At 60.0% G+C, this 10,960-nt stretch carries 13 protein-coding genes and 1 pseudogene; 4 read left to right on the forward strand and 10 right to left on the reverse strand.

The genetic code is table 11. The annotated features are described in order from the left end of the window. Nucleotides 1-123 precede the first annotated feature (123 nt). Nucleotides 124-1,143, reverse strand: coding sequence for a DUF4917 family protein (locus N4Q37_RS26670; RefSeq protein ID WP_260963178.1), 1,020 nt, complete (start codon nt 1,141-1,143; stop codon nt 124-126). Nucleotides 1,144-1,281: 138 nt separating this feature from the next. Between N4Q37_RS26670 and yiaY the strand changes: the two genes are divergently transcribed. Beyond that, complete coding sequence (gene yiaY, locus N4Q37_RS26675; RefSeq protein WP_260963179.1) at nt 1,282-2,430, forward strand: L-threonine dehydrogenase; 1,149 nt, start codon at nt 1,282-1,284, stop codon at nt 2,428-2,430. Here the strand turns inward: yiaY and N4Q37_RS26680 are convergent. Then, nucleotides 2,427-3,590 carry an MFS transporter gene (locus tag N4Q37_RS26680; RefSeq protein WP_260963180.1) on the reverse strand — a complete coding sequence of 388 codons (1,164 nt, stop codon included), beginning with the start codon at nt 3,588-3,590 and terminating at the stop codon, nt 2,427-2,429. The two genes, yiaY and N4Q37_RS26680, sit on opposite strands and share 4 nt — an antisense overlap. 12 nt (nt 3,591-3,602) lie before the next feature. After that, nucleotides 3,603-4,838, reverse strand: coding sequence for an aminotransferase class I/II-fold pyridoxal phosphate-dependent enzyme (locus tag N4Q37_RS26685; protein WP_260963181.1), 1,236 nt, complete (start codon nt 4,836-4,838; stop codon nt 3,603-3,605). 329 nt (nt 4,839-5,167) lie between these two features. On the opposite strand from N4Q37_RS26685, the gene N4Q37_RS26690 reads away from it, so the two are divergent. The 3 genes and pseudogenes from N4Q37_RS26690 to N4Q37_RS26700 all read left to right on the forward strand — a co-directional run. Next, nucleotides 5,168-6,517, forward strand: a complete 1,350-nt coding sequence (locus N4Q37_RS26690) for a sensor domain-containing protein (protein ID WP_260963182.1) — start codon at nt 5,168-5,170, stop codon at nt 6,515-6,517. A 357-nt stretch (nt 6,518-6,874) separates the two neighbouring features. Then, nucleotides 6,875-7,378, forward strand: a complete 504-nt coding sequence (locus tag N4Q37_RS26695; RefSeq protein WP_390897965.1) for a DUF4142 domain-containing protein — start codon at nt 6,875-6,877, stop codon at nt 7,376-7,378. Between the two features lie 28 nt (nt 7,379-7,406). Next, a pseudogene (locus N4Q37_RS26700) lies at nt 7,407-7,529 on the forward strand (SDR family oxidoreductase); the annotation flags it as partial. Between the two features lie 51 nt (nt 7,530-7,580). Here N4Q37_RS26700 and N4Q37_RS26705 read toward each other — a convergent pair. The 7 genes from N4Q37_RS26705 to N4Q37_RS26735 all read right to left on the reverse strand — a co-directional run bounded on the left by N4Q37_RS26705 (nt 7,581) and on the right by N4Q37_RS26735 (nt 10,782). Beyond that, nucleotides 7,581-7,994, reverse strand: a complete 414-nt coding sequence (locus N4Q37_RS26705) for a low affinity iron permease family protein (RefSeq protein ID WP_260963183.1) — start codon at nt 7,992-7,994, stop codon at nt 7,581-7,583. Between the two features lie 430 nt (nt 7,995-8,424). Then, a complete protein-coding gene (locus tag N4Q37_RS26710) occupies nt 8,425-8,835 on the reverse strand; it encodes a type II toxin-antitoxin system HicB family antitoxin (protein WP_260963184.1) in 411 nt (136 codons plus the stop codon). A gap of 1 nt (nt 8,836) precedes the next feature. Beyond that, the gene (locus N4Q37_RS26715) at nt 8,837-9,052 is read right to left on the reverse strand and encodes a type II toxin-antitoxin system HicA family toxin (RefSeq protein WP_260963185.1); all 216 of its coding nucleotides are present in this window, start codon (nt 9,050-9,052) and stop codon (nt 8,837-8,839) included. A 376-nt stretch (nt 9,053-9,428) separates the two neighbouring features. After that, on the reverse strand, nt 9,429-9,788 hold the full coding sequence (locus N4Q37_RS26720; RefSeq protein ID WP_260963190.1) for a helix-turn-helix domain-containing protein: 360 nt from the start codon (nt 9,786-9,788) through the stop codon (nt 9,429-9,431). Continuing rightward, complete coding sequence (locus N4Q37_RS26725) at nt 9,788-10,090, reverse strand: type II toxin-antitoxin system HigB family toxin (protein WP_024616086.1); 303 nt, start codon at nt 10,088-10,090, stop codon at nt 9,788-9,790. Before N4Q37_RS26725 ends, N4Q37_RS26720 begins: the two co-directional genes overlap by 1 nt. Nucleotides 10,091-10,185: 95 nt before the next feature. Next, nucleotides 10,186-10,344, reverse strand: coding sequence for a hypothetical protein (locus N4Q37_RS26730; RefSeq protein ID WP_260963186.1), 159 nt, complete (start codon nt 10,342-10,344; stop codon nt 10,186-10,188). A gap of 48 nt (nt 10,345-10,392) precedes the next feature. Further along, nucleotides 10,393-10,782, reverse strand: coding sequence for a hypothetical protein (locus N4Q37_RS26735; protein ID WP_260963187.1), 390 nt, complete (start codon nt 10,780-10,782; stop codon nt 10,393-10,395). Nucleotides 10,783-10,960: the final 178 nt, after the last annotated feature.

Consider the following 10,960-nt stretch of genomic DNA (forward strand, 5'->3'; position numbering starts at 1 on the left):
ACTCGTTAGGGAGCACAGCTTGTGGGAGCAAGGCTTGCCCGCGAAACAGGCAACCCAATTCATGAAAGACCGCATCGCTTTCATCGAGGGCAAGCCTTGCTCCCACAGGCCTTGCCCTCGCTATTAAACCTCCACCGGCACCGAGAGTTTCGGATCGCCCAGCGGATGACTCTTGGCATCGAAGAACCGCAATTGCATCTCCAATCCCTGGAACAGCTTGGCGTAATGCCGCTTCTGGTGCTGGATGAACGCCGGGCTGCGGGGGTAGATCGAGATCGCCACGACTTTCGGAGCGGCAAGGCGCAGCGCATCGACAATGTGACCGTCCTGCTCGCCCAGCGCGTGGCCGAACAAGCACAGGTTGTCGCCGTGCTCCAGCAACTGCCCATAGCAGAACGACAGGTAATCGCTGCTGCGGATGGTCTTGAGCTTGTCCTGGCGGGTGCCTTCGTTGACGAACAGCGGCACGTCGTCGAGGGTCTTCAGGGTGTTGTTGATGGCGAAGTTGCCCAGCAAGGTGCCCTCGGTGGACGTAAGCCTGCGCGCCGTACCGTCCTGGTTGCGCACCAGGTGCAAGCCGCCGTGCAGGTACAACAGGCGGGTTTTGTCGGTGGTCACCTGGCTCAGGTCAAAGCTGGGGTCCTGGCCGACGAACAGATCGGTGATGGTGTCGTTCCCCTGCTCGATGGCCCAGTGGTGGAGCAGGTCGTAATTGGTGGTGAACACCGTACGGTAGCGGGCCAGCTCCTGATTGAGCGCTGCCAGGGTCGACGGCTGCACCAACCGCCAAGGGATGTGCATGGCGTGCACGGTATTGATCAGCGCTTCCTTGATCGCGTAATAGCGGTTGCGCGGGGCGGCAGAGCTGACGGCCAGGGCCTTGTTGACCCGGCTGGTGGTTTTCAATGCACCGAGCACCTGCTCGAAACTGCGGGTCTGCAGGGCGTCGAATACGCTCAGTTCCGACGGTCCCAAGGGCTTTTCCTCGACCGTGCGGGCGTTTTCGAACAGTGAGTCATAGCCGAAATCGTCCCACACGGCGCGGCTGGCGCCGTTGCCCACCAACAGGCCGCTAAAGGGCACGTCGGCGCGCAGGGGCTCCCAGTCTTCGAGCCGGGCGTCGTATTCCTGGAAATCGGTCATCGCGAAGTCATCTCAAAACAGGCAAAGGCAGGCCGCGACTTTATCACGAGCCAGACTTGAGCCAGATCAAGATACTTTGTGACTACTCGGTCAATCCTGTAGCCCCGCCGATCCCGGCCTCTTCCAGGAGCATGTCCCATGAGTAGCACTTTCTTCATTCCCGCGGTGAACATGATGGGGCTGGGTTGCCTCGACGAAGCCATGAGCGCCATTCGTAACTACGGGTTTCGCAAGGCGCTGATCGTCACCGACGCGGGGCTGGCCAAGGCCGGCGTTGCTGGCAAAGTGGCCGAGCTGTTGGCGCTGCAGGACATCGACTCGGTGATTTTCGACGGGGCCAAGCCGAACCCGAGCATCGCCAACGTTGAGCTCGGGCTCGGGTTGTTGAAGGAAAGCCAGTGCGATTTCGTGGTGTCGCTGGGCGGCGGTTCGCCTCACGACTGCGCCAAGGGCATCGCCCTGTGCGCCACCAACGGCGGGCAGATCCGTGACTATGAGGGTGTCGACCGCTCCAGCAAGCCGCAACTGCCGCTGATCGCCATCAACACCACGGCCGGTACGGCCAGCGAGATGACCCGCTTTTGCATCATCACCGACGAAACCCGCCACGTAAAAATGGCCATCGTCGACCGTAACGTGACGCCGCTGATGTCGGTCAACGATCCAGCGTTGATGGTGGCGATGCCCAAGGGGCTGACGGCGGCCACCGGCATGGACGCGTTGACCCACGCGATCGAGGCCTACGTTTCCACCGCCGCGACTCCGATTACCGATGCCTGCGCCCTGAAGGCCATCACCTTGATCAGCAGTAACCTGCGCCTGGCCGTACGTGACGGCAGTGATCTGGCGGCGCGGGAGAACATGGCCTACGCGCAGTTTCTGGCCGGCATGGCGTTCAACAATGCCTCGTTGGGTTTCGTGCATGCCATGGCTCATCAGTTGGGTGGCTTCTATGACCTGCCTCATGGCGTGTGCAATGCGGTGTTGTTGCCCCATGTGCAGAGTTTCAACGCCTCGGTGTCTGCTGCCCGCTTGACCGACGTGGCCCATGCCATGGGCTCCGATACGCGCGGGTTCAGTCCGGAAGAGGGGGCCCAGGCCGCTATTGTGGCGATCCGTAGCCTGGCCCTCGACGTGGATATCCCGGCCGGTCTGCGCGAGTTGGGCGTACGCCTCAACGATGTGCCGGTCCTGGCGGCCAACGCATTGAAAGACGCTTGCGGCCTGACCAACCCGCGTGCGGCGGATCAGCGGCAGATCGAGGAGATTTTCCGCAGCGCGTTCTAGGCGGCACGGGGCGGCATGAACCTCATGCAAAGCATCGCTGCCGCCCCCAGCAAGGCACACAACGCCGTCAGCGGCCAGGCCTGTTGGCTCGACAACAGGCTGGCCATGGCGCCGATCAGCGATGCCATCAGTTGGTGCAGGAACCCGCTCAACGCCATGGCATAAGCGCCGGGTACCGGTGAGCCTTCGTTGGCCAGGGACAAGCTGACAGGGTAGATCAGCGACTGGCCAAACACCGCGAAGCAATACGGCAGCCAGAAAATCAGCGCAATGCTGCCCAGGGCAAGGCTACCGACCAGCATGGTCATGCAACCCCCCAGCACCAGCGCGATCCCCCAAGCCATCATTTGCCGTTGCCCGGTACGCAATACAAAAGCGTTCACCGCCAGGGCGCCGAGCAGGTACGCCGCACTGATCGGCCAGCCCAGCAGGCCGTATTCAATGGACGACCAGTGGAAGCTTCCCTGCAAAATCAGCGGCGCGACAGTATTGAAGGCGATGATCACGCCGTAGCCCAGCCCGCCGGCCAGCGCCGGCAGCAGGAACGCCCGTTGTCGCATGATCTGCCCGTAGATCCGCCACGCCGACTGCCCATTGCCGCCTTGCGCCAGCACCGGGAACCGGGCCCGGGACACGATCGTCGCCATGGCCAGGCTGACGGCGCCCAGGCCATGGAAAATCGCCTCCCAACCGAAAGCGGCCTGGATCAGCGAGCCCAGGTACTGGCCGATGCCGAGGGCGATCACAAAGGCGATCGATAGCCAGGACAGGGCCTTGGCCAGCAGGTCGCCGCTGAAACTGTCCCGGATCAACACCCGCGCCATGACGGAGATACCGCTGGCGCCGATGCCCTGGAGCAACCTCAGCGCCAGGAATGCCTCCACGGTGCTGCCCATCGGCAGGGCCAGGTTGCCCAAGCCATACAACGCCAGTGCCGCCAGCAAGACCGGCTTGCGTCCCAGATGCTGGCTCAGGCTGCCCCAAAGCAACATGGGCAGTGCCATGCCGATCAGGTACACCGACAAGCCCCAGGACACCCGGGACGCGTCGACGCCCAGGTCCCTGGCGATCTCGGGCAGGGCTGGCAAATTGATGCTCATGCCCAGTTGTGCCAGGAAGACGGTGGTGCAGGTGACGACCAGGGTTGTGCGGTTTTTCATCAAAGGCTCGTTTCAAGGGCGAATATCACGCCCGTGGGTCAGCAGCAGCTCGGTGAGCTTTGCGCAAAACGAGCGAATCACGTTCGGCTCCATGTCGGCGCGCAAGGTCACGCGAATGGCCGCCTTGCCTTGCGGCACCACGGGGAAAAACACCGCCGAAGTGAAATAGCCCAGTTCCGCCAGTTCCACCGCCAGGCTGTTGGCCAAGGCCGCTTCACCGCAGGGCACCATGCGGATTGCCAGGCAATTGTCGCGCTGCTCGGTACGCACGAGGCTGTCGAAGAGGCGGATATTAGCCTGCAAACGCTCCTGCAAGGCACTGAATTCCCGGCTGTGATGCAGCCGGATCGAAGCCATGCCGGCGCCGATGGCCGCTGCGTTCAGGCTCTGGGACCAATTGCTCGGCCCACCATAGCGTTGCACCAGGATCTTGTGTCGTTCACTGCCAAACATGACCAGCCCGCCACTGGCGCCGAATGACTTGGCCAGTGAAGCCACGATCAGCGTGCGTTCGTCCATCGCGGGGATGCGTGGACGAACCAGGCCAGCGCCGGATTGGCCGACCGCCGACAAGGCATGGGAGTCGTCCAGATAGAGGAACAAACCGTAGCGCTGCTTGAGGTACAGCAGGCTGTCCAGGTCGGCCAATCCACCCATGCTGTAGGCGCTGTCGGCGACATACGCCACGCTGCGCTGGCGTTTGCACACGTCTTCGAGGAAGTCCATGTCGTTGTGCGGGCAGGTGATGACCTGGGTTTCATCGGCGCAGGCGGCCTTGCTGTGATTCATCGAGTAATGGGCAAACTTGTCGAACACCATGACGGGCGGACGATCACGGGTCAGTACGCCGCTGGCCAGCAGCGGCAGGATACCGGCGCTGGCCGCGCTGCATGACAAAGCACTGAGGCAACTGGCGCCGAATAGTTCCGACAATTGGGTTTCGTACTGCTCCAGGATGGCCAGCTTGCAACGGTTCTTGGAGTTGGCGACCCGCAGGGTCCCGGTCTCCCACAGGGCGGTCATGGCGCCGTCCAGCAGGGCAGGGTGATAATCCAGGCCCAGGTAGGACGTGGTACAGAAATGATGAAAGGTACGACCGTATTGATCGATCAGTACGTTAGGCGTCTTGACCTCGACGTTCAGCCCTGAGACTTTTCCGGCCTCGGTGCTCTGCCAGTCCGGGTCGGCGAGGGAAATGACCTTGCGGTAGTTGGTGAAGTGATGGGGGGATTGCGCAGTCTGGTCCATGGTCCGATTACATTCCTTGGTTGATGGTGCTGTCCGTGGGGTGTTGCGATAAGGCTGTGTTTCCAGACTTTACAGAACGTCAGGCAGGGCTTTGAATCGGCCGTTTCCGGTGTGCTTGAGTGTCACTGGAGATTTCAGCGTAGGACGTTGCCTAGGACGCTGGGCGATGCGTCCTTGTCCTGTCGTATTCAATTTCCCTAATGTCCCGATCTCCTACGCTATTCTCATCGTATTGTGGGACGTTTCGGTTTGGTAAGTTGCATCGGCCTCACCAACCGACGATCACCCACTTCGCTCACCGCTGCATTATCCGGATGACCTCCAGGCCCATGGACACTCGAAGTTCCGCGCCGCTGGCCAGCTACATCGACCTCTTGCTGGACGCCGTATGTGCCGTCGACAGCCAAGGCCGTTTCGTGTTCGTCAGCGCCGCCTGCGAGCGGATTCTCGGATATACCCCGCAAGAACTGATCGGCCTGCCGATGATTGACCTGGTGCACCCTGCCGACCGCCAGCGCACGCTCGAAGCGGCGCGGGAGATCATGGAGGGCGAGCCCAAGCTCAATTTCGAGAACCGCTATCTGCGCAAAGATGGGCGAGTGGTGCACATCCTGTGGTCGGCGCGCTGGTCGGAAGTGGATCAGTTGCGGATCGCCGTGGCCCGGGACATCACTGAGCGCAAGCTGGCCGAATCCCGTCAGGCGGCCTTGTACGCGATTTCCGAAGCGGCCCATGCGGCGGCGGACCTGCTGGCGTTGTTCAAGCGCATCCATTTGATCATCGGCGAGTGGCTGCCGGCACTGAATTTCTCGATTGCCCTGTACGATGAGCAGTGTGCGCAGTTGAATTTTGCCTATCACGTCGATGACCGGGAGCGGCAGCCGGAGTTGCCCGGCACCGTCACCCGGCGCTTGTGCACCGAGGTCATCCGCAGCGGTCAGCCGATCCTGCTCACGCCCGACGGCGGCGAGTTGTTGCCCGGCCTTGGCGATCTCGTGGCCCAACCGGATGCGCCGTGTTGGCTGGGCGTGCCGTTGAACTCGCAGAATGGCACGATTGGCGCGCTGATCGTCAAGAGCGCAGCCGACCGCGAGCGCTACACCGAGCAGGACAAGGAACTGCTGCAATATGTTTGCTCGCAAGTGACCCTCGCCATCGAGCGACAGCAAATGCACGCCCGGCTACAGCACATGGCACAGTACGATCAGTTGACCCAGGTGCCTAACCGCGAATTGCTGCGTGAGCGATTCAAGGCCGCGCTGGCGGCTGCCCGCGCGACGTCAGGGCGAATGGCCCTGTTGTACATCGACCTGGATCGCTTCAAGCAGGTCAACGACACCTACGGTCACAGTGTGGGCGACATGCTCTTGCAAGCGGTCGCTAGTCGCCTCAAGGGGTGTATCCGCGACACTGACACCGTGGCGCGCATTGGCGGCGATGAGTTTGTCGTCCTGCTCCATAGCATCCAGGCCTTGGACGATGCCCAACGCGTGCAGGAGAAAATCCGCCGGGCGCTGGCCCAGCCACTGCGCCTGGACGGTCACTGCCTGAGCATCGAGCCAAGCATCGGCGTGGCCTGTTTCCCCGACGATGGCACCGAAGACGCGGCGTTGTTTCGCCACGCCGACGAGGCGATGTACGCCGCCAAGCGCCAGAATCACCGGGCGTTCGATACCTGATCAGGCGCCACCGTTCGTCGTGGCGCCGCGTGTTTCTTCAAACCTTTGTGTCTGGGTTCCCTTCGAATGTTAGGCGGGCCGTGCTCGCCAACATCCATGAAACTGGAGGACCGGACCATGCCTGGCTCCCGAAGCAATCAGCCTGGGTACATCGCCCATGATCGAACCAAGGTGTCCGAAGCAGGTCGCAGAAGTGGGAGAACCACCATCATGACCGTCGGCAAGCACCCGGCCAAAGGCGAAGTTGGCCAGGCACCGGGTCGTACCCTTCGTTGAGTCTTCGGTGGTTCTGATTCAGAGGCGGGAAAACCTGCCGGAACCTTTATCCCTGAACCTTTATCAGAGGAGGGCGCAACCATGAGCCGGATGACCACCTTTTTTCGCACCACCAGCCTCGTCGTGTCGATGGGCCTGGGTGCCAATAGTGCCTGGGCCCAATCGCCGGCCGAATTCATCAACGAAGCTTCCGCCAAGGGCATGGCCGACATCGAAGCCAGTCGCATGGCCCATGGCAAGGCTGAGTCCAGGGAGGTCAAGGATTACACCATCATGGTGATCAACGACCGCACCACCGCCAACCAACACTTGGCGAAGATCGCGAAGAAGCTCGACCTGCCTGTCGCTCCACGTGAGGAAATTTCCGATAAGGCCAAGACGCTCATGCCACAAGTGGCCGAGGGCGAGTCGTTCGAGGCGGCTTACGCGGCCAGCCAGGTCAAGGCCACCGAGGAGGCGATCGAGCAGATCCAGCAGCAGGCCCAGAGCACCGAAGTGCCCGAGATCAAGGCCTTCGCCGATGAAACCCTGCCCAAGTTGCAGACTCATCTCGAGATGGCCCGAGCACTGCAGGCCAGCCGCTGATGCGCCGCATATTTTCTATTCTACGGTGCCGATGAAGCGTCCGGGTCAACCGGCCGAATGCGCGCCGCTCTACGTGCTGCTGGCCTCCCAGGAGTCGAGCTACATCACCGGGGAAGTGTTTGGCGTGACGGGAGGCAACCCGTTGCCTTGAGGTCCAGATCTGGCATGCGAGTGGGTATCCCTTCCGCTCGCATGCCAGTGCTCAGCACTGGTTCAGATCGATCGTGTTCTTCGGCTCCAAGCCTTGCTCGCCCCGCAGGTTCTTGACCTCGTCCTGGCCTATGGCCTGGTAGTGCTTCCTCATGGCTTCCAACTGCTTGAGGTCCAGCGATTCGAGCCCGAGCATCGCGTTGTGGGCGTCTTTCGTCGCCCGCAATAACTCGTCGACCTTCAGGTGCAGGATGTCGGTGTCACGGTTTTGCGTGTTCTGGATCAGGAACACCATCAGGAAGGTAACGATGGTGGTCGAGGTGTTGATGATCAGCTGCCAGGTGTCATTGAACTGGAAAAACGGCCCACTGGCGGCCCAGAGCGCCAACAACACGAGGGCACTCAGGAATGTGCGTGGACTCCCCGCCCAGAGGGCCAGTTTTTGAGCGATTTTTGCGAAGGTCATTGCTGTGTTCCTTATCGGATGCACCTGACTGGTGTGACAGCAACGCAGCGGTGAAAATTCTGCTGATCTGTAGACCATGCGCTCGGCGAGCGTTTCATCGCGGAGCCTGAAGATTGTCGCAACCATTTGCAGGGTATTCCGGTCACTGCTTAAAGCCCTTCGACCGGAGCACACCATGAACCTCACACGCACCTTCTGCCTGACCTGCTGCCTTTTCGCCCTGTAGGGCTGCTTCGACAAGTCGGACAACGAGACCAAGGACAACACCGATGGCACCAAGTCTTCGGTGCAGATGCAGGAGTCTGGTTCGGAGAAAAAATAACCGTCGTGTAGGCGATGCCCTCGTGGGAGCAAAGCTTGCTCGCGATAGCGTCGTTGCCGACTGGCGCCATCGCGAGCAAGCTTTGCTCCCACAGGTTGTGGTTGTTTCTTAGCGGCCTTGCTGCAACACCTTCAGCGCCGCCGAAGCGAGAAACCCGGAACGGCTTTTCTCTTCCGGATGGTGCAACACATATTCATCGATCCGGGTGAGCAGGTAGCCTGGCAAGGTGATGTTGAGCTTTTGCGCCTTGCCCAGGTACTTGGTCACGTCGATGTCCACCACCGCCCAGGTGCAGCCGGCATATTTTGGATTGGCCGCATGCAGGGTGACGGTACTGGCCGACGGAATCGCCGAGCCGTCTTCAGCCAGGATCTCGAAGTGCCCCTCAATGGCCTCACGTGCCATCGCCATGGCCTCGTCCAGATCGTCGCCAGCGGAAAAACAGCCGGGAATATCCGGCACCTCAACACCCCAGGCATGCTTGTCATCGCCCATGGAAATCGCAATCGGGTAAAGCATCTCAATCGTCCTCCGCAGACATCGGGCAACGGGCCGTCTGAAGCAGTGCCTGTTGCAAAATACTGATGGCCGTTTTCTTTAGCAGGTCCTTCTTGGGATGAGGCACCGTGACCAGCCCCGGCTTGGTCGGGTGCTTGAAGTGATGGTGACTGCCCCGAACCCGTACCAGGTACCAACCGTCCGCAATAATCTGGCTTATCAAAAATCGGCTATTCACAACACCTCCGTGTGGTGTGCTTGGTGGTTACTATACCTATGGAGATTGAATGATCAACACTATAACTACCGAGGGTCGCGTCGGCAGGCAGGTGCGATCATCGCAACGAAGTCTAGAAGTCGTGCTGCGCAAGGGCGGCAGCGGGGCGGGGTGGATGTATTTCGGAATGTGATGAGCGCGGAAACGGTTAAAGCGAGGAGATGTTCGCTAGGCATGGATACCTGTCGAGCAACAAACGTGCGGCGAGGGAGCTTGCTCCCGCTGGGCCGGTCTGCGTTCGGGCGAAGCAGCCAGGAATTGCGGGCGTAAAAAACCGATCACCTGGACCGGTTCATCTATTTGAGTTGTTGCGGATGTGCAGTGGAGTTGCTCTGTATTAAGCAACATCCGCCAGCAGGCTCTCGTAAGGGATTCGCAATCCGTCGTGCAGGCGTTTAATCATCGCCAGACTCAGCTTGCGTTTGCGGTTCAGCACTTCAGACACCCGCCCGCTCGAACCTAGGAACGGTTCCAAGTCGCGCGCAGTCAAGCCTTGCTGCTCCATTCGAAATTTAATGGCCTCAATGGGATCGGAAGGTGGCATTGGATAATGCTCCTCCTCGTACTTCTCGATTAGCAGGGCAAGGATTTCCAGCTCATCGCCTTCCGCTGAACCGACTTCCGCCCCCCAGAGCTGTTCGATGCGCACAAACGCTGCATCCAAATCGTCCTGGTTGCGAATGGGTTTGATGTTCATCATACGGTCTCCGCGTTGATTTGGTCGTACTGGGCGTGGGTGCCGACGAATCGTACAAAACCGAGCTGACGTTGGTAATCGATTGCTAGAATTACCCGGTATTTATTACCGCCGATGTTGAATACAACCCTGGCGCTTTTGAGAATGCTGGCTGTTCTGAGTTCAGCCTTAATCTCCTGAGGCGTTCGATAGGTCGCTTTCTCCATGTGTCGATACCATTCAACCAATGGCGTCTGGGAATCGGCGTAAGCCGGGTTGCTTTCCCAAAACTCCCGCAAGGTACCTCTGGCGATAATTCGCACTTGTTTCCTCCCGTTTTGGGAGGAGTCTAGTCTCACTGGGCTTGCGTTGCAATTGGGTCAGGCAAGAAGTATGGATGAACGGTTTTGCTAGACCCCTACACCCGTGTCTGCGTGGTGACTCGGGTCACGCCCGGTCGCAGCAATTGGCAGGTGAAACTGATGACCAGTTTCACGTTTCCCGGCTCATTGAATACCCGGAACGCTTGGGCATCAGCGACAACGACCTGGCCGTAGTCTGCTTTCCACAGCGGCATCAATAACGAACATCCGTGTTCTCCTTTACATTGACCCGGCAGTCCGAATCACTGGGCGTCATCCGCCGGGGTGTCGTTCTCACCCTCCGGTGGCGCCCCGTAAGGCCTGCCAATCTCGACCCGATCTGCCTTTACCCACCCGGTATAGTCCTCGCCATCCTCGGCGATGTAGTTCACTTCCAGCCACGACTCGTCTTCAAGAATGGAGTAAATGGTGAGGGCGTCGCCGGGGATGACGAAAATCTTCTTATTGGCACAGGCCTCATCCGGCGCTTCGTGGAAATGCACGCGCCCGGTGCCGATGACTTTGCCTTGCACGGACGGATGAAACTCAGGGACCGTTCCCGAGATCTTCTCCGCCAAGGCAGAACAGTTGACAGCGGCCTGGCTCAGGCTGCTGAAAAGGCACAGGCACAACACGCTTGAACGCAGCTGCATCTTGGCAAATTCCGTTTTTGGGGGAGGCGTAGGATAGAGAAGTTGGGAGTTTTTGGGGAAGAAGCATCTGCCCCCAATTATCAGCTGTGGTATGGAGGGCGAAAAAATCTATGGTCACCCCCATTTTTGCAATACTGATTAACGGGTGGTGTGGTTGGCTTGCTTAAATCTATCCGGC

The organism is Pseudomonas citri, assembly GCF_025336485.1.
Classification (GTDB): domain Bacteria; phylum Pseudomonadota; class Gammaproteobacteria; order Pseudomonadales; family Pseudomonadaceae; genus Aquipseudomonas; species Aquipseudomonas citri.

Bases quoted from the DNA above. Each gene is read 5' to 3' on its own strand.
- N4Q37_RS26685 (WP_260963181.1), bottom strand. From the start codon at position 4,838: ATGGACCAGACTGCGCAATCCCCCCATCACTTCACCAACTACCGCAAG.
- yiaY (WP_260963179.1), top strand. From the start codon at position 1,282: ATGAGTAGCACTTTCTTCATTCCCGCGGTGAACATGATGGGGCTGGGT.
- N4Q37_RS26690 (WP_260963182.1), top strand. From the start codon at position 5,168: ATGGACACTCGAAGTTCCGCGCCGCTGGCCAGCTACATCGACCTCTTG.
- N4Q37_RS26705 (WP_260963183.1), bottom strand. From the start codon at position 7,994: ATGACCTTCGCAAAAATCGCTCAAAAACTGGCCCTCTGGGCGGGGAGT.
- N4Q37_RS26680 (WP_260963180.1), bottom strand. From the start codon at position 3,590: ATGAAAAACCGCACAACCCTGGTCGTCACCTGCACCACCGTCTTCCTG.
- N4Q37_RS26670 (WP_260963178.1), bottom strand. From the start codon at position 1,143: ATGACCGATTTCCAGGAATACGACGCCCGGCTCGAAGACTGGGAGCCC.
- N4Q37_RS26710 (WP_260963184.1), bottom strand. From the start codon at position 8,835: ATGCTTTACCCGATTGCGATTTCCATGGGCGATGACAAGCATGCCTGG.
- N4Q37_RS26695 (WP_390897965.1), top strand. From the start codon at position 6,875: ATGAGCCGGATGACCACCTTTTTTCGCACCACCAGCCTCGTCGTGTCG.
- N4Q37_RS26720 (WP_260963190.1), bottom strand. From the start codon at position 9,788: ATGAACATCAAACCCATTCGCAACCAGGACGATTTGGATGCAGCGTTT.
- N4Q37_RS26735 (WP_260963187.1), bottom strand. From the start codon at position 10,782: ATGCAGCTGCGTTCAAGCGTGTTGTGCCTGTGCCTTTTCAGCAGCCTG.
- N4Q37_RS26730 (WP_260963186.1), bottom strand. From the start codon at position 10,344: ATGCCGCTGTGGAAAGCAGACTACGGCCAGGTCGTTGTCGCTGATGCC.